Raw genomic sequence first — 17,079 nt, 5'->3', positions numbered from 1 at the left:
CTTTTCTCATTAATTGTAAACAACAGAATTTTAAAACATGCTAGATGCAAAATAGTTTGATTTCGAACCCAACAAAGTTTGAGAAAAGAGCCTCTTTAAAAAGTTGGGATCATTGGTGGGAGTAGTGCCGATAATGGAACAATTTTTGCGTGCTTCTCATATTCAGGGAGATAGGTTTTTAAGGCACTAACGACTCTATCACCGGTTATGCCGACATGTCCGATAGCAATAAACTTTGTTCGATGGTCAAGTCGTTCCGCTAGCTTTGATGCTTGTTTGTAAATATGTCTTTCAGAATAGATATGGTCAAAAAACATATCATTTTCTAAGTAAGGAACAGATAATTCCTCTGCTAATTTGGGAATGACACTTTTGGATGCTGTTTTACTATCAAGATAATAGAGATTATTTTTTTTACACACCTCTAAAATAATTCTCATCACTCTTTCATCCTCAGTAGCCTTTGACCCCATATGATGATTCATTCCAATGGCGAAGGGTACACTTTTAATCGCTGCTTCGACTCTTCTTCGGATTTCTTTATCACTTAAGTCCGTTGTAATCGCTCCAGGACCTAACCAGCTTTTCTTTCCTTTTTTCGGCTCCATTGGTAGATGGACGATGACTTCATGTCCTTTTGCATGAGCTAGCTTGGCGTCACTTTCAGTTGTAGACATGAAAGGCATAATGGCTACCGTAAGAGGGACAGGAAGCTCAAGCATTTCTTGCGTACCTTCCATATTGTTTCCGAAATCATCAATAACTATAGCTAATTCTCTCTCAATTGGTTGCTCCATGTTTGCAAATGATACATTTGATAAAAATGAAAAAGTGATCAGTACAGTAAGTAGGAGAATTCTCATGTTAGCTGCTCCTTTTATGAGGATTTTTGCAAAGCCTTTTCTATAAGATTTCACAAAAATAAAAGTTTCATCCTAAAATGATTTCCTCTTTTAAGTACCTGAATTATACGGTAAAATATGGATTATTTAAAGAATGGGAGAAGCTTGATATGGAGTTAAATATAGAACTGTTTCGAATGATTAATGATCTAGGGAAAGAATACGCATTTTTGAATCCAATCTTTGTTTTCTTTGCGAAGTATACCATATATTTCGTCATTATTGCCGTGCTCTACTATTTGTTTACGAAAAGTAGTAGGATGATGGTTATTAGTTCGGTTGTATCTGTGGCGGTTGCAGAAATATTGGCTATTATCGCTAAGAAGCTGCACTCCAATCAGCAGCCATTTGCAGAACTTCCTGATGTGAATCAGTTGGTGGAGAAAGCTGTAGGTAATTCCTTTCCAAGTGATCATACAATCATTGTGTTTGCTCTCTGTCTATCTTTTTGGATATTTAAAAGAGGTTGGCATTTTGTATGGATACTGTTAGCTATTATTGTTGGATTTTCACGTATTGGCGTCGGAGTGCATTATCCTGCTGATGTTGGTATGGGTGCGTTATTGAGCCTTGTTTCGGTAATCATAGTATCGCTAACGCTCCCTAAATGGGGTATGATACAAAAATGGTTTGGACAAGACAATCCTAATATTAGTAAAGAAATGTGAGTAATAGAGAAGCCAAAATAAACGCTAGGATGTTCCTGTTTATTTTGGCTTCTTTTTGCTCTGAATTATGTAGGTAAAAAGATATAGAAGGAATATTAAATTTTCCAATATTATGATATTATTAATTAAATTCGAAATTTTAGAAATCAACTTAGAGTAATGAAATAGGAGATGCTCAATGATTAAACATAAAAGGGATATTATGCTTTTCCTTGTTCTTATAGGGCTGGTCATTCTTGCGACAGAATATCAGTTCACGATTTTATATGGAATTACTTTTACATTTTCGAGTATTTTTTTGTTTCTCATCCTTCGAATATTCGGATGGCCAGCAGCAGTTCTTACTGGCCTATTAGCGTTATTTTTTGTTCCATGGGATTATATTAACCTTGCTTACGGCTCTATTTTAGTTTTAGAAGCTGCCTTTGTAGGACTTTTTTTCCTAAAAGGAAAGCGGGCCAAGTTATTTTATGTGGATGCTTTGTATTGGATCTTAATTGGGGGATTTCTTCTATATTATTTCAACAAAACAACTCTCGCGGAATATGGGCTATTTTTTCAAGTATGCAAAGATATTATGAATGGCGTATTTAATGCGTTGATTGCAGATATGCTATTAGCCTACTTTCCTTTTTATAAACTATTGAAAAATGATAGAGTAAATAAAAATCATGTTTCGATTCATCAGTTCTTATCCCATATCACTTTATTTTCTATTCTTGTTCCTTTCTTTATTAACGTTGTGACGAATACTTTTAATACGTACGATTCCATATCTACAGATTTAGTTGTGGATTCGAACAGTAGTACAACTCGTATGGAGAAGGAAATTCGTGCTTTAGATGCAAAAGAAATGGAAACGCCTTCTGTACTGGAAGATATTGCTTTGCGTATTAAGTCTGATAATTATGATGTTCTCATTGAAATGAATGGGAAAGAACTCGTTTCTACGAGTTCAAAGGGACTAAATGAGATACGTGAAATGGAGCAGAAGTATACTGTACGAGAAATCGCGGATGATTTTTATGAGGCCTTGCCTCGAGACCAAGAACATATAGAACCGATACATAAATGGTCAGAGGGTCAGTATTTTTTTGTAAAAGAGATGGACTCGATGACGATTCTTCTACAATATCCGATTTCAAACTATCAGAAAGAAATCTTTAAGCTTTCGATCGAACAGTTGAAGTATTTAGTATTGATGATTTCTTGTATGCTTCTTCTCTTATTATTTGTTAATCGAAGTCTAACGAATAATCTTAAGCAGCTTGCATTGGTGACGACAGGTTTACCTCGAAAGCTTCGAAAATTTGAAAATATCGAATGGCCACAAAGCTCGATCTATGAGCTTAAAGTGCTTGGGAATAACCTGCGGAAAATGGCAGACAAGCTATCAGAACTTTTTCAAGAAAGTAGTGAAATGAATGCTATTTTGAGTGAACAGACTGGAATGTTGAAGGAGTCTGAGGAGCAATTACATCGCCTGGCTTTTTACGATGGATTAACATCATTACCAAACCGTCATTACTTTCAACAGTATGTGAGCGAGTGGATTGATAAAGAAACTGATAAGAAGATGGCAATTATTTTTATCGACTTAAATCAGTTTAAGCAAATCAACGATACACTTGGTCATGATGCTGGGGATACTTTATTACAAATTGCTGCAAATAAATTGAAGGTTATTAAAAATGAAGACCGGGAAGTTTTTCGATTAGGTGGAGATGAATTTGTTATTGTTCACCGATTGGATCAAAAAGAAGAAGTTCAACAAACGCTCGATCTGATCTTGAATGAATTCTCCACATATTTTGAAATCCATGGACAAGCTCTTTATATTACGGCAAGTGTTGGCGTTAGTATGTATCCTGAAGATGGTGAGGATTTAAATACACTCGTCAAATTTGCGGATATTGCCATGTACATATCAAAGGAGACTGGGGGCAACACGGTCAAATTTTTCGACCAGTCGATGCGAAATAAGTTTCAAGAAAGCCTTATTATCGAAAATGCTTTACGAGCGAATGTGGATCGGGGAGGCTTTGACCAATATTATCAGCCTAAGACCTTGTTGGGAAAAGTTACGAGTGTAGAGGCACTTTTACGATGGAATGATCCAGAGTTAGGATTCATTTCCCCAGGACGATTCATCCCAATTGCGGAGGAAATGGGGCTGATTTTTCAAATTGATGAATGGTCTCTTGTTCATGCTTGTAAGCAAAATAAACAATGGCAGGATGAAGAACGATTATTTATTCCGATTTCTGTGAATCTATCAGCCAAGCATTTTCAGCAGGATAACATTGTGTCGATGGTGGATAGAGCATTACAAGAGTCTGGATTAGCACCAGAATATTTAAAGATAGAGATTACTGAAAGTGTGTTTATCCGAAATCCAGAGCATGTTGCGGAAGTCATTGGCCGCCTAAAAGAAATGGGTGTTCAAATATCCATTGACGACTTTGGAAAGGGATATTCATCTTTATATCAGTTATTGCAGCTACCGATTGATGAGATTAAAATCGATCGTCAATTTATTAAAGATATTAACGAAAATGAAAAGCAGGTACTCCTTGTCCAGTCAATCTTGGATTTTGCCCATGGCTTGCAGCTTAATGTTGTCGCTGAAGGTGTCGAAACACCGAAGGAAAATGCGTTATTAATCGAAATGGGCTGTGATGAAATTCAAGGCTATTTGTATAGTCCACCTGTTCCGAAAGATGAGTTGATTAAATTATTGCAAGTCATATAGACTAGTGCTCAATTCCTATATTTGGGGGTTGGGCTATTTTTTATGGGAAGAATGTAGTATGATTTGTCTATATAGAGACATATTTCGACAAGAAGCGGAGAGTAGAGGGAAAATGCGTTTAGTGAAGTTAGAACATTGTCAAGCTGGAACGCAGTTAAGTAGGTCGATTTATCAGGACAACGGAACGGTTCTGCTGGCACAAGGTACATACTTATCGGATAGTCTAATTAATAGACTGAAACAATTGAATATTTTTGCTGTTTATATAGATGATGAGGTATCTGAGGGAATTGAAATTGTCGAATCCATTCCAAACGAATTACGCGCAGAGGCGGCGGTTGCGATCAAGGAAGGGTTGGATTCCCTTGTTGAATTGCATAAAAACAAATCGAATCTTCAAGGTATTATGAAGACTGGTCGAGTGGTGCGTAGTATGCAAAAGATATTTAAGGATATTCTGCAGAGTTTAAATGAGAATGGAGCAGCCTTAAATTTATTGGCGACGACAAAGGTTCATGAAGATGATGTCTATAATCATAGCTTGAATGTTTCAATATATGCCTGCCAGTTAGCGATTGAGAACGGATTGCCGATTAAGAACATTGAAGAGATTGGGCTTGGTGCAATGCTTCATGATCTTGGGAAAATGTATATACCTAAAGAAGTATTGAATAAGCCAGGAAAGCTATCGGAAAATGAATTTGAATTGGTAAAGTCTCATTGTGAGCTTGGGTTTGAAACATTAAAGAAAATTCATGAAATCCCAATTCCAGTGGCTCATTGTGCCTTACAGCATCATGAAAAAGTAGATGGTACTGGTTATCCTCGTGGCTTGAAGGAAGAGGAGATCCATAAATATGCCAAGATTATAAGCGTAGCAGATGTCTTTGATGCAGTGACAAGCCATCGTGCATACCGTCCTCCAATGTTACCTCATATCGGGATGGAAGTTTTATATGGTGGAATTGGAACGGCTTTTGAACAAAGACAGGTTGAGCTGTTTAAGAATGCAATTGCCATTTATCCACCGGGCCTAACGGTAACTTTGAATGATGGAAGAACTGGAATTGTTTCAAATTATAATTTTTCTGCGGTTGGTCGTCCTACCGTTCGTATTTTTAAGGATGAAGAAAATCAAGATGTACAACCATATGAAATCGATTTAGCCTCTAAGGAGCATTTAACTGTTGAAATTGTCGAAGCGGATGCTTTACTATAAACGCATATTTAAACATAGGCTGTTCTTAAAGGTTATTTGATAATAAGACCTTTGGAGCAGCCTTGTGTTTTCTTTGTGGGTGTTTTAAAAGGTTTATAAAGTCGTAGCCCCAAGAAAAACATCAAAAAGGTAATTATGGAGCGTTCATAATGCCCATAACCCCAAGAAAAACATCAAAAAGGTAATTATGAAGCGTTCATAATGCCCATAACCCCAAGAAAAACATCAAAAAGGTAATTATGAAGCGTTCATAATGCCCATAACCCCAAGAAAATCATCAGAAAGGTAATTATGAATCGTTCATAATGCCCATATCCCCAAGAAAAACATCAGAAAGGTAATTATGGAGTGCTCATAATGCCCGACGCTACCAGAAAAACATCAAAAAGGTAATTATGGAGCGTTCATAATGCCCATAACCCCAAGAAAAACATCAAAAAGGTAATTATGGAGCGTTCATAATGCCCATAACCCCAAGAAAAACATCAAAAAGGTAATTATGAAGCGTTCATAATGCCCATAACCCCAAGAAAAACATCAAAAAGGTAATTATGAAGCGTTCATAATGCCCGTAGCCCCAAGAAAAACATCAAAAAGGTAATTATGGAGTGTTCATAATGCCCGTAGCACCAAGAAAAACATCAGAAAGGTAACTATAGAGCATTCATAGCGTCCCTTTCACAAGCTGAAAACTATTACTCTCAAAAAAAGAATCCATCCGAAATCGGATAGATTCTTTTGCTATATTTACACTCTAAACTTCGAAACATTCTCTTGCATTTCTTGAGCCATGCTGCTCAATGAATGAGAGGATGCAGTGATTTCTTCCATTGCTGCATTTTGTTCTTCTGCTGATGCGGCTACTTGCTGAGAGTTCACGGCAGATTGCTGTGAAATGCTAGCGATTTCGGCCATCTTTTGGACCATTTCTTCAGTGCTCGCGTTGACCTCTTCAACAATCGCGGATACTTCTTGTGCCTGTGTCGTGATTTGTGAAATCATCTCGGTAATTTCAAAGAAAGCTTGTCCCGTTTCATTTACTTTATCAATTCCTGATTTCACTGAATCTGTGCCTTCATCCATAGACACAGTTACTTCTGTAATCTCTTTTTGAATTTGATTAATGAGTACACGAATATTATCTGTAGCTTTATGGGATTCTTCTGCTAGCTTTCGAACTTCATCCGCTACCACAGCAAAGCCTTTTCCATGTTCGCCTGCACGTGCTGCTTCGATTGCTGCATTGAGGGCAAGAAGATTGGTTTGCTCAGAAACTTGAGAAATTAAATCGACAATTTTGCCAATTTCCTTTGAACGGGTTCCTAAAGCGTGAATGATGGAAGCGATCTTTCCGACTTGGTCTTGAACGATGCCCATCTGTGTGACCGTTTCAGTAACCACATTGTTTCCAACCTCAGCTTTATTATTGGTCGTAACACTTAAATCAGAGACAATTTGAATAGCGCCTGCGACTTGCTCCATACCTTTAGAAATTTCTTGCATCGATGCATTGCCTTGCATCGCGCCGCTTACTTGATGCTCAGATCCAGCTGCTACCTCTTGGATAGAAATTGTAATTTGTTCAGTTGCTTTTGATGTTTGTTCTGAGCTAGCCAGAAGCTGTTCAGAGGAAGCAGCAACTGTTTGTGATGTATGTGTCACTTTTCGAATTAAGTTAGCAAGACTTGTACCCATTTCATTGAAGGCTTTCGCTAATTCACCAATCTCATCTCTATTTTTGACGCTAATGGGATCCATTGTTAGATTACCTTTTGCTACTTCTTTTACATTATCCGTAACGAACTTCAAAGGCTTAGAAATCATACGTGCAGTGATGTAGGCGATGGTTAATCCTAAAATGACTCCTGCAACTAGGAAAATAATAATGAGCATTAAGCTTGTATCAAAAACAGAATTTCCTTCATTACTTGCCTTTTCAGCGTTAGCGTGGTTAAGGTCTACTAATTTCTGTAAAGTAAACTGAATACTAGAGTACATATTATCGGCTTCGCCAATGGTGGAAATTAACTTGATTCCATTGACATTGCCGGTTCCCTCGACAATATTCATTTCAGTGCCCAATTCAATAAACCTTTTGTGGATATCTTGGTATTTCGTCCATTTCTCTTTTAAACTATCAAAATGTTTTCGCTCTTCATCTAGTGTGATTCTTTTTTCGTAATCAGCGAATGACTTATCAATGTCTGCGAAAGTGGTGTCCATTTTTTCTTGAAGAAGGGTTAATTTCTTTTGATCAGGTTCAATCACATATTTATATTCGAGGGATGCGAGACGTTCAGTAAGGTAGTTGATGTGATTAACAGATTCTACACCGGGTAACCACGTTTCCGTGATTTCTGTTGATTTTTTATTGATGTTATTCATGCTATAGAGCGATACATAACCGAGAATTCCCATTATCAGCAGTACCGATATAAAGCTAATATACATTTTTCTAGCAACGGTGAACCTTATTTTTAGGCGCTTCATTGTATTCCCCCCAATGTCATTCTTCCTATATGTATTAGTACTATATTAAACTATTTTACTAGTAAATTAAAACTATTTCTATATTAATAAATATTTTGACTTATTGAGGTAAAAAAATAGGAGTGCCGAATAGCACTCCGTTCATTATGATAATAATGTCGCGATGTCTTTTTCAATTTTCTCTGGCTCTGTAGTCGTAGCATAACGCTCAACAACCTGTCCGTTTTTGTCTACCAAAAACTTTGTGAAGTTCCATTTAATATTTTTCGATAGTACTCCGTTTTTCTGGGATTTTAGAAAAGTATATAGGGGATCTTCATGCATCCCGTTTACATCGATTTTCGAGAAAATTGGAAAGGTAACCCCATAGTTCACCTGACAAAATTCAGTTGTTTCTTCAATATTATCAAATTCCTGATTATGAAATTGACTACATGGGAATCCAAGGATTTCTAAACCTTGATCCTTATATTTTTGATACAGCTCTTGAAGTCCTGCAAATTGTGGTGTGAATCCACATTTGCTTGCAGTGTTGACAATAAGAAGTGTCTTTCCTTCATAATCCATAAGTGGCTTATCCGTACCATTTGGCATTTTTACATAGAAATCATATACCGTTGTCATTTATATATCCTCCTAGTGTACGAGAATTTCTTATGATTAAATCGTAGATGATTTTTTGATAAAAAGCAAAGTCTACGTCCTTTGAATCTCGAAAAATAGGTTTTGCGATTCTTTTCAATTTCCTAATTTTTGTAGTATGATTTTTATTTGGAGGGGAAGAGATAATGAAAATTTTTAAATTTCTAGTAGTGCCGATTGTTATTTTAGGGCTCATTGGATATGGAGTATATTATTTTGGGACAAATTTAGCTTCTGAAAAATTAATGGATGAAGTGACAAGTGAACTTGAGACGAGTGGACAAATGGAAGAAATCAAAGAGGTTATTGAAAGTGATCCAGAACTTTAGTCGTTTATAGAAGAGGCTAAAAATGCTGATACGAGCGAGTTACCTTTTAGCACAAAAGAAGAAGCTACTCGTGCATTAATCAATAAAATTGGGATTAGTGAATTAAATGAAATTCGTGTGCAGGTGCAAGAAGGAACTGCTTCAAAAGAAGAAATTCTGCAAGAAGTACAGAGCAAGTTAACAGAGGAAGAAATGCTGGCCTTGAAGGTTATTGCATATAAGGAATTATACGGAAGGTAAAAAAGAGAGCGGGGTGCTCTCTTTTTATTTTGTACAAACTGCGATTCCAAAAGGATAATGACGACCCTTACGACCAGGTTCAGGCTCCACTAATACACCTCTTTGGAAATAAAATTCTACTTTGTCATATCGAGAGAATAATCCATGAAATTCATCTTTCGTTAATTGGTGAACATGAAAAGGCTCGTTCGTTGGCATGCCCCGACCTTGTCCAAATGGTGTTGAAATGACAAGGGTTCCACCTGGCTTTAGCATCTGATAAATGTTCTCCAAGAATTCCTTTTCTTCGGCAACATGCTCGAGAGTCTCAAAGCTCACAATGACATCGAATTGGCCTAGTTTTTCTGGAAGTGTAGGGTCTACAGCATTTTCTTGCTGGAATGTAACTAATGGATGATAGTATTTACTTTTCGCATAAGTGATGGCAGCTTTATCAATATCGATTGCGATAAGTTCTGTGATTTCTTTTTTAGCAGCGGAGGCAATGATATTACTTCCGAATCCACTTCCGCAGGCAAAATCAAGCACACGACCTTTCGCATAGTAAATCGCAAAGTGATATCTGGCTATATGCTCCAACAGCATTCCGTTTGTCGGCTTCATTAGCTCGGGAATAATTCGTTCGCCCGTAAATTTAATCATAGTGGGCTCCTTCCATGAAAGTTCATTTAATCCCTATCATATCAAAATTTATCTCAACCTAGAAGTTCGCTACGGATATTCATGACGTTCTTTTCTTATAGCTAATCTTTTTACGTAGCCAAATCGTAACAAAGCTCACGATCAACAAGAATGACAAGGAACAAATCACGCTTGATAATGGAGCATATTTAAAAGCATAAATGAATTTATCAATCTCATAAATTTCCATAGGATCAGAAGCATCCTTAGGAGTGAAAACAATGTCCTCTTTCCAATCTTCCTCAAGCATGAAATATGAAGCTGTCCAAGAAGTTGCATAATAACTATACGCAAATACAGGTAATAATAGGATGAAAATGATTAACCGTTTCATCTTATATTCACTTCCTCTTATGAATTGAAAGTTTTCGATACATTGAATATATAGTGTAATTTTACACTTTTAGAAACGGAATGGCAATAATTTCTTGTGGGTCTTATTTTCCAATCGAAGTTGCTTTTCAATAATGAATTGAGGGCTATCAATTATTAGAATAAAAAAGAACAAATCAACTATATGATTTGCTCTACTAAAAATGCTTATATACTTTAATTGATTTAATTACTTATCCTCCTGATGCTCTTGTACCACCATGAGAGTATTCCCGTCAATCCCGTTTATTTTAATAATTTCCGTATCCCCTGCGCCAATATATTAAAAGTGAAAATCACATAGGTCATCGCTAATGAAGCGTAGAAGGGAATCCAAATCGCTCCTCTTAAATCTCGAAAAGCATCAGTTAAAAGAGTCGGCCACGAGAGTGATGTGTTTTTAAACCCGAATGCGCCCGTATCTGTTTGGATAAAGGAATGGGAGATAAAAATTCCTAGAAACCCTAACTGACCAAGTAGGAACATCACTTTTCCTAGATCTCCAACGAAATTCACGAGCAATTTTCCATAGAGAAAAGGCATATAATATTTTCTCAACAAGCGAAAATTAGAGATTCCAACTGAATTTCCACCCGTAATATACTCCTTTGTCGAAAGTTGATTTAGTTCCAGTTTAATCATTTCGGCTACACGGCCAACCTCAAGGGCTGCGATAATAAGAATAAGGTAAAACGGTCTTGTTTTTGATAAAACGATGGGTGGCAAAGTAGCAAGTAAAATTACAAGAATGATCGTTGGAATATACGACAAAAACCCGTTAAGCCAATTCAGAACAACATTTACGCCGAATTTATTTTTATGGGCAAAAAAAGCCAGTGGAATCGCTAGTAAATAACGCACTAATGCAATGGCAAAAACGATGATTAATGTTTCTTTTGCGCCTAAAACGAGCAAGCTTAATAAGTCTCGTCCAAGTCTGTCCGTGCCTATTGCAAATTGTTCAGACGGTTCGTACGGTGGGGCCAATGGAATTTTGTTTTCAGTCCAAAGGAAATCAACTTCTTTTAATTTCGTATCAATCGCTGGGAGGTATTTCCCGAAAAAAGCGATATATAATAGAAAGAAAAACATCGCTGAGCCAAGAAAGAATAGTGGATTGCTCCTGATAAACGTTAATAGTTTCATCGTGAATCACCCGATTTCCTTGGGACTAACCAATGCCGACAGACCTTAGTAAAAATGACAGTCATGAACATAAGTAATAAGTAGGGAAGGATAAAGGCTAATGTTCTTTGATCTTCATTGTTAATGATACTTCCATATAGATGATAGCCTGCACCAAAATAGCTTGATAGTTTTTCGATAATAAGTAAGCTCGTTAAAATATAGAGCATGACAAATTGAGTTTGATTTAATAGCGAGCCTAAGCAGTTCCAAAGCATATGCTTCAATACACTTATGGTTCGTAATCCTTTGGCATGTGCGGTTCTTAAATAATCCTGCCCCACTTCATTTTCTAGAGAAGTGAAGGTGAATTTGCTTATATGTAACATCGGGTAAAGCATTACAGCAATCATTGGCAATATGAAGCTATACCACTGATCATTTCCATATAGATTAAATTGTGGCAAACCAACGTAAAACAATTTGATTAATGCATATTGCACAGCGATATAGAAAAAGAAATCAGGTATAGAAGAGAAGATCCATGAAAAAAAGGCTTGTATTTTTCCAAATGGCCCCTCTCTAAATTGAAATTGTACGACACCAAGAAACGTCCCCAATATAATACTGAGCACGAAGGCGGGAATGACAATAATCAAATCCCTTTTAATAAACGCTTGTAATTCTTCTAGAACCGCAGTACCATACCGGTTCTCACCAAATCCTTCAGTTTGAAAGTCATGAATAAAAGCTTGGATATTTTCTTTATAGGTCATTTCTGTTTTAGGAGTGTAATAACCGCCTAGATTATGTACCGTCATGATTCTTGGTGCGAGAAGAAGGATTATAAAACCAATGACAATTATTACGAAAACAAATGAACTCTTTAGGAAATCCCACCCCATAAAATGCCTCCTGTTACTTTGCGAGCTTTTGAATCCCTTGTGCCAATATGTTGAATGTGAAAATGACATAGGTCATCGCCAGAGCTGGGAAGAATGGAATCCAAATCGCGGATCGTATGTCATTGTAGGAATTTAACAATAACATGGGCCATGCTAAAGAAGTATTAAAAAATGCAAATTGTCCTGCATCGACTTGAACGAATACTTGGGTAATGAAAATGCCAAGGAATCCGATTTGTCCTAGTAAAAATGTTACTTTCCCGACATCTCCGACTAGACTAATCAGTAGCTTTCCATAGAGAAAAGGCAGAAGGTATTTTTTTAACAAACGAAAGCTGGAGACACCAATTGAATTTCCACCGGTTACAAACTCCTTCGAGGAAATTTGTGCAAACTCTAAACGAAACATCTCTGCTACTCGTCCTACTTCCAACGAAGCAAGAACAATAATGAGATAAAGTAGCCTTGTTTCTGAGATTAAGATTGGTGGTAGGGTGACGAGTAAGACTACTAATATAATGCTAGGAATATAGGATAAAAATCCATTCATCCAGCTAACAATGTGATGGATCCCAAAGCTTTTTTTATGGGCCAAAAAAGCAAGTGGGATCGCGATTAAATAACGAATAAATGTAATTGCGATAATAATCATTAACGATTCCTTAGCGCCTATCACAATCAAACTAAGGAGGTCCCGACCATCCCGATCCGTTCCTAGTAAGAAATCATCAGAAGGCTCATAGGGTGGAGCCAAGGGGATTTTTTTATCCGTCCAAATATATTCGATTTCTTTCAAATCTCGATCAATCCCAGGGAGATATTCTCCGAAGAATGTAAAGAATAGAAGGATTAGGAACATGAACATCCCGAGACAGAATAGAAAATGACGTCTAATGAAGGTAATGATTTTCATCGTAACGCTCCTGACTTAAATGGTACTAAGCGATGCTTAACTAATTTTGATAAAACAACCGTAGCAAACATAAAGACAAGATAAGGAAGCATAAATGCAAGAGAACGGACATCTTCATTTTTAAAGATGCTATCTAGTAGGTGATATCCGGCTCCTTGGTAACTTGATAGTTTTTCAATGATTGGTAGGCTCGACAAAATATAGAGCATGACAAATTGTGTCTGGTTTAATATCGAGGGCCAGCAGTTCCAAAGCATATGCTTAAGGATGAATAATCGTTGTAGTCCTTTAGAACGAGCAGTTCGCAAATAATCTTGTCCGACTTCGTTTTCGAGGGATGTCGTGGTGAATTTCATCATATAAAGCATTGGAAAAAGAGTTACGGCGACCATTGGTAATAGGAAGCTATACCAATCTTCATTTCCAAATAGATTCATTTGTAAGTGTCCGTGGACGACCAATTTTATTAATACGTACTGAATGCCTATATAGAAGAAAAAATCAGGAATAGAGGAAAAGATCCACGATAAAAAAGCTTGGATTTTTCCGACCCATTTTTCTCGAAAATAAAACTGTATAATCCCAAGCATCATGCCGAGAATAATGGCTAAGAAAAATGCTGGAATAATAATATGTAAGTCGCGCTGAAGGAAAGTCTGTAATTCTTCTAAAATGGGTACGCCCATTTTATTTTCCCCAAAGCCTTTTTCTGTTTGAAAATGTTGAATGAAGGCTTGTACTTTTTCCTTGAATAAATCGAAGGTAAAAGGAAAGTCAGCTGTAAAAACGAGTCCTCCCTGATGTGTGATTACCATTTCTCGAGGTAATAGGAGAATGAAAATGAACCCGACTACAATTAGTAGAAAAACAAGAAAGCTTTTAAGCAAATCCCACCCCATAGCAACCTCCTAAAAGTCTGTTAAAATAGAATATTCAGTCAAATTATTTTCTCACAAAAATACCTTTATAGTCAATTTTTACTATAATTTTTGCCAATACTATCATGGGTGATATAAATGGGATGCCAATCAAATAAAGAATTAAACCGTTTTGTGGAAGAGGCAAGAAAATACGCAGAAAAAGGCAAGGTGGCAAATTACATACCAGCGCTTGGACGAGCCAATCCTTGTGATTTGGCGATTGCAATTTACTATCCAGACGGGAACTGTTATTCTGCGGGGGATATTGAAAAAAAGTTCACTCTACAAAGTATTTCAAAGGTGATTGCTTTAGCGCTAGTCCTGATTGATAGAGGAAGAGAGTATGTGTTTGAGCGTGTGGGGATGGAACCGACGGGTGATCCTTTTAACTCGATTATTAAACTAGAAACAATGGCTGTGGCAAAGCCGCTAAATCCAATGATTAATGCAGGAGCACTAGTTGTTACTCATATGATCAAGGGGAATTCGATTGAAGAGAGGTTTGAACGGCTTGCATCATTTATTCGAACATTATCAGGCGATCCTTCTGTAAGCTATTGTGAAGAAGTTGCTCAATCCGAATATGAAACGGCGCATCTAAATCGAGCATTATGCTATTTTCTAAAAGCTCATCGGATTATAGAAGAAGACATTGAACCATTAATGGAGTTGTATACAAAGCAATGTGCGATTGAAATGAACTGTTTGGATTTAGCAAGAATTGGCCTTGTATTCGCAATGGATGGAGTGGACCCGATTAGTGGCACACAAATTATTCCTCTAGATGTAGCACGCATTTGTAAGACATTTATGGTAACATGTGGAATGTATAATGCCTCTGGAGAGTTTGCTATTAAGATTGGTATTCCTGCCAAAAGCGGTGTATCCGGTGGAATTATGGGAGCTGTTCCATGCAAATTTGGCATTGGTGTTTTTGGACCATCCTTAGATGAAATCGGAAACAGTATCGCTGGAATTAAGCTATTGGAGCTATTATCAGAGAAATATCAATTAAGTATATTTTAGGTTTTGGCTTTATTATTGTTCATTTTTTGATTTTCGATAGGTGTACCGCACCCACATAGCTGGAAAAATTCCGTGTATTTCGAAAGGATTAATGGTTATTTGGTGAAAAAGGCGGAGAATTTCCGCTAAATGACCTAAAAAGCCTTAAAATCTGGAGAAAGGTATAGCTTAACCGGAAAAATTCCGCTTATTTATAGGTAAATAGGTGAATTTCTCGATATAGCGGTAACTTTTCCGACTATTTTACAATGTAATAAATTCAACACCCAACTTAAACAAAGCTTAATTTTAATGAATCTCTTGATATTGGAGGAAGTGAGACGCGGTTGGAAATCGAATTAAAGAATATACATAAGTCTTTTATCAATCAAGGAAAACAGCAATCTGTCTTAAAGGGAATTAGTGGAGAGGTAGAAAAGGGAGAGATACTTACTATTATCGGACCATCAGGATCCGGAAAAAGTACAATTTTGTCTCTTTGTAATTTGCTCCAAACACCGGACGAAGGTGAACTTTATGTAGGTGGGAAGGAAATCCGCGATTGGGATGTCAGAAATCTTCGGCGTTATGTTGGAATTGCCTTTCAGTCAGGTCCGATGATGAAGGGGACAGTTCTTGAAAATCTATCACTTCCCATGCAGCTGCAAGGACGGACATTAGAAAGTCCGCAAACCTATATGAATTATGTTGGTCTATCAGAAGAGCTATTAAGTAGAGAAGCGAAGGAACTTTCTGGGGGACAACGGCAACGATTATCTCTTGCGCGGACATTGGTTAATCAACCGTCTGTCTTACTATTAGATGAAGTTACTTCTGCGCTCGATTCAAAAGCAGCTCAAGAGGTCGAAGAGTTGATTCTCTCAATTAACAAAGATCATAAAACGACCATCCTATGGGTGACACATGATTTAGCGCAAGCAGAGCGCGTTGGGGATCAGACATGGCTCATCATGGATGGACAATTGGTGGAGGCTGCTCCTACTAATCATTTTTTCTTTGAACCGAATGATCAAAGAACGAAAGAATTTTTGCATAGCTCGAGGGATATAATATGAGTTTACTAGCGATTATTTTGAGTTTCATATTTGTCATTTTAGCTCTCGTTCTAAGCACGGCTTTCAAATTAGGGTTGGGGAAAGACATCATGATTACCTGTGTACGGGCAACAATTCAGTTGCTTGTAGTTGGCTATATATTAAATGCAGTGTTTGGTTTGGACCATCCACTCGGCATTATTATCATGCTCCTCATAATGATTTTGGTTGCAGTAAGGAACGCAGCCAAAAGAGGAAGAAATATTCCGTTTGTCTTTTGGAAAATTTTTATCACCATTTCAATTGTAGAGATTGTGACACAAGGTTTTTTATTAGGTCTAAAAATTATTCCAGCTTCCCCTCAATATATCATTTCTATTAGCGGGATGATTATTGGAAACTCAATGATAATTGCAAACTTATTTTTGAATCGACTGCAGGCAGAAATAGATTTGAGAAAAGAAGAAATTCTGCTTGTATTGTCGCTAGGTGGAAGTGTGAAGCAATCCATTTTTCCTATTTTGAAGAATTCGATCAGAGCCAGTTTAATTCCTACGATTGAGGGGCAAAAGACGATTGGACTCGTACAACTACCTGGAATGATGACAGGGCAAATTATTGCTGGTGCTGATCCAATTCAAGCGGTGAAATTTCAGCTTTTAATCGTGTTTCTCATTATGGCTGCAGCGAGTTTGACCGCAATTATACTTGGTTTTCTTATTTATCCTAGTCTTTTTAATACAGAAGAACAGCTTGTAACAAATCGATTTTTGAGTCCATGATACCGAACTGGTGTGATGGGCTTTTTCATGTTGTTTTCGAAAGTCAGTCCGGAGCGATCGGGAGGATCTGGAAGGATAT

16 protein-coding genes are annotated in these 17,079 nt (G+C 37.1%); 7 read left to right on the top strand and 9 right to left on the bottom strand.

What is annotated here, in order from left to right:
- Window positions 1-95: 95 nt before the first annotated feature.
- Complete coding sequence (locus FA727_RS14185; protein ID WP_136831915.1) at window positions 96-863, bottom strand: divergent polysaccharide deacetylase family protein; 768 nt, start codon at window positions 861-863, stop codon at window positions 96-98.
- A gap of 149 nt (window positions 864-1,012) precedes the next feature.
- Between FA727_RS14185 and FA727_RS14180 the strand changes: the two genes are divergently transcribed.
- From FA727_RS14180 to FA727_RS14170, 3 genes are all read left to right on the top strand, one after another.
- Entirely contained in the window at window positions 1,013-1,570 is a 558-nt protein-coding gene (locus FA727_RS14180; RefSeq protein WP_246041891.1) for a phosphatase PAP2 family protein, read from the top strand.
- Window positions 1,571-1,748: 178 nt separating this feature from the next.
- Window positions 1,749-4,322, top strand: coding sequence for an EAL domain-containing protein (locus FA727_RS14175; RefSeq protein WP_136831911.1), 2,574 nt, complete (start codon window positions 1,749-1,751; stop codon window positions 4,320-4,322).
- 112 nt (window positions 4,323-4,434) lie between these two features.
- A complete protein-coding gene (locus tag FA727_RS14170; protein WP_136832482.1) occupies window positions 4,435-5,541 on the top strand; it encodes an HD-GYP domain-containing protein in 1,107 nt (368 codons plus the stop codon).
- Between the two features lie 747 nt (window positions 5,542-6,288).
- Here FA727_RS14170 and FA727_RS14165 read toward each other — a convergent pair.
- A complete protein-coding gene (locus FA727_RS14165; RefSeq protein ID WP_136831909.1) occupies window positions 6,289-8,031 on the bottom strand; it encodes a methyl-accepting chemotaxis protein in 1,743 nt (580 codons plus the stop codon).
- Between the two features lie 144 nt (window positions 8,032-8,175).
- On the bottom strand, window positions 8,176-8,655 hold the full coding sequence (locus FA727_RS14160) for a glutathione peroxidase (RefSeq protein ID WP_136831907.1): 480 nt from the start codon (window positions 8,653-8,655) through the stop codon (window positions 8,176-8,178).
- 164 nt (window positions 8,656-8,819) lie between these two features.
- Between FA727_RS14160 and FA727_RS25055 the strand changes: the two genes are divergently transcribed.
- On the top strand, window positions 8,820-9,002 hold the full coding sequence (locus FA727_RS25055) for a hypothetical protein (protein ID WP_306461674.1): 183 nt from the start codon (window positions 8,820-8,822) through the stop codon (window positions 9,000-9,002).
- Between the two features lie 264 nt (window positions 9,003-9,266).
- On the opposite strand, the gene FA727_RS14150 is transcribed toward FA727_RS25055, so the two are convergent.
- From FA727_RS14150 to FA727_RS14125, 6 genes are all read right to left on the bottom strand, one after another.
- Window positions 9,267-9,884, bottom strand: coding sequence for a class I SAM-dependent methyltransferase (locus tag FA727_RS14150; RefSeq protein ID WP_136831905.1), 618 nt, complete (start codon window positions 9,882-9,884; stop codon window positions 9,267-9,269).
- A 79-nt stretch (window positions 9,885-9,963) separates the two neighbouring features.
- On the bottom strand, window positions 9,964-10,257 hold the full coding sequence (locus FA727_RS14145; RefSeq protein WP_136831903.1) for a DUF4306 domain-containing protein: 294 nt from the start codon (window positions 10,255-10,257) through the stop codon (window positions 9,964-9,966).
- A gap of 284 nt (window positions 10,258-10,541) precedes the next feature.
- Complete coding sequence (locus tag FA727_RS14140; protein ID WP_136831901.1) at window positions 10,542-11,441, bottom strand: ABC transporter permease; 900 nt, start codon at window positions 11,439-11,441, stop codon at window positions 10,542-10,544.
- The gene (locus FA727_RS14135; protein ID WP_136831899.1) at window positions 11,438-12,325 is read right to left on the bottom strand and encodes an ABC transporter permease subunit; all 888 of its coding nucleotides are present in this window, start codon (window positions 12,323-12,325) and stop codon (window positions 11,438-11,440) included. Before FA727_RS14135 ends, FA727_RS14140 begins: the two co-directional genes overlap by 4 nt.
- Before the next feature lie 13 nt (window positions 12,326-12,338).
- A complete protein-coding gene (locus FA727_RS14130; protein WP_136831897.1) occupies window positions 12,339-13,238 on the bottom strand; it encodes a peptide ABC transporter permease in 900 nt (299 codons plus the stop codon).
- Window positions 13,235-14,137 (bottom strand): ABC transporter permease subunit, encoded by a 903-nt coding sequence (locus tag FA727_RS14125; protein ID WP_136831895.1) that lies wholly within the window; start codon window positions 14,135-14,137, stop codon window positions 13,235-13,237. Before FA727_RS14125 ends, FA727_RS14130 begins: the two co-directional genes overlap by 4 nt.
- Before the next feature lie 117 nt (window positions 14,138-14,254).
- Here FA727_RS14125 and glsA point away from each other — a divergent pair, with 117 nt between their 5' ends.
- The 3 genes from glsA (at window position 14,255) to FA727_RS14110 (ending at window position 17,000) form a co-directional block, all read left to right on the top strand.
- Entirely contained in the window at window positions 14,255-15,184 is a 930-nt protein-coding gene (gene glsA, locus FA727_RS14120) for a glutaminase A (protein ID WP_136831893.1), read from the top strand.
- A 326-nt stretch (window positions 15,185-15,510) separates the two neighbouring features.
- Entirely contained in the window at window positions 15,511-16,239 is a 729-nt protein-coding gene (locus FA727_RS14115; RefSeq protein WP_136831891.1) for an ABC transporter ATP-binding protein, read from the top strand.
- Complete coding sequence (locus tag FA727_RS14110; protein WP_136831889.1) at window positions 16,236-17,000, top strand: ABC transporter permease; 765 nt, start codon at window positions 16,236-16,238, stop codon at window positions 16,998-17,000. Before FA727_RS14115 ends, FA727_RS14110 begins: the two co-directional genes overlap by 4 nt.
- Window positions 17,001-17,079 lie beyond the last annotated feature (79 nt).

The sequence above is a fragment of the Robertmurraya kyonggiensis genome (genome assembly GCF_005116465.1).
GTDB lineage: Bacteria > Bacillota > Bacilli > Bacillales > Cytobacillaceae > Robertmurraya > Robertmurraya kyonggiensis.
Note: the sequence above shows the minus strand (reverse complement) of the source record. Positions and strands in the feature narration are given on the sequence as shown.

What these genes read in the sequence shown, in the direction of transcription:
- FA727_RS14170 (WP_136832482.1), top strand. Translation starts at nt 4,435, where the DNA reads ATGCGTTTAGTGAAGTTAGAACATTGTCAAGCTGGAACGCAGTTAAGT.
- FA727_RS14135 (WP_136831899.1), bottom strand. Translation starts at nt 12,325, where the DNA reads ATGGGGTGGGATTTCCTAAAGAGTTCATTTGTTTTCGTAATAATTGTC.
- FA727_RS14165 (WP_136831909.1), bottom strand. Translation starts at nt 8,031, where the DNA reads ATGAAGCGCCTAAAAATAAGGTTCACCGTTGCTAGAAAAATGTATATT.
- FA727_RS14150 (WP_136831905.1), bottom strand. Translation starts at nt 9,884, where the DNA reads ATGATTAAATTTACGGGCGAACGAATTATTCCCGAGCTAATGAAGCCG.
- FA727_RS14110 (WP_136831889.1), top strand. Translation starts at nt 16,236, where the DNA reads ATGAGTTTACTAGCGATTATTTTGAGTTTCATATTTGTCATTTTAGCT.
- FA727_RS14130 (WP_136831897.1), bottom strand. Translation starts at nt 13,238, where the DNA reads ATGAAAATCATTACCTTCATTAGACGTCATTTTCTATTCTGTCTCGGG.
- FA727_RS14140 (WP_136831901.1), bottom strand. Translation starts at nt 11,441, where the DNA reads ATGAAACTATTAACGTTTATCAGGAGCAATCCACTATTCTTTCTTGGC.
- FA727_RS14175 (WP_136831911.1), top strand. Translation starts at nt 1,749, where the DNA reads ATGATTAAACATAAAAGGGATATTATGCTTTTCCTTGTTCTTATAGGG.
- FA727_RS14125 (WP_136831895.1), bottom strand. Translation starts at nt 14,137, where the DNA reads ATGGGGTGGGATTTGCTTAAAAGCTTTCTTGTTTTTCTACTAATTGTA.
- FA727_RS14145 (WP_136831903.1), bottom strand. Translation starts at nt 10,257, where the DNA reads ATGAAACGGTTAATCATTTTCATCCTATTATTACCTGTATTTGCGTAT.
- FA727_RS14160 (WP_136831907.1), bottom strand. Translation starts at nt 8,655, where the DNA reads ATGACAACGGTATATGATTTCTATGTAAAAATGCCAAATGGTACGGAT.
- FA727_RS14185 (WP_136831915.1), bottom strand. Translation starts at nt 863, where the DNA reads ATGAGAATTCTCCTACTTACTGTACTGATCACTTTTTCATTTTTATCA.
- FA727_RS25055 (WP_306461674.1), top strand. Translation starts at nt 8,820, where the DNA reads ATGAAAATTTTTAAATTTCTAGTAGTGCCGATTGTTATTTTAGGGCTC.
- glsA (WP_136831893.1), top strand. Translation starts at nt 14,255, where the DNA reads ATGGGATGCCAATCAAATAAAGAATTAAACCGTTTTGTGGAAGAGGCA.
- FA727_RS14180 (WP_246041891.1), top strand. Translation starts at nt 1,013, where the DNA reads ATGGAGTTAAATATAGAACTGTTTCGAATGATTAATGATCTAGGGAAA.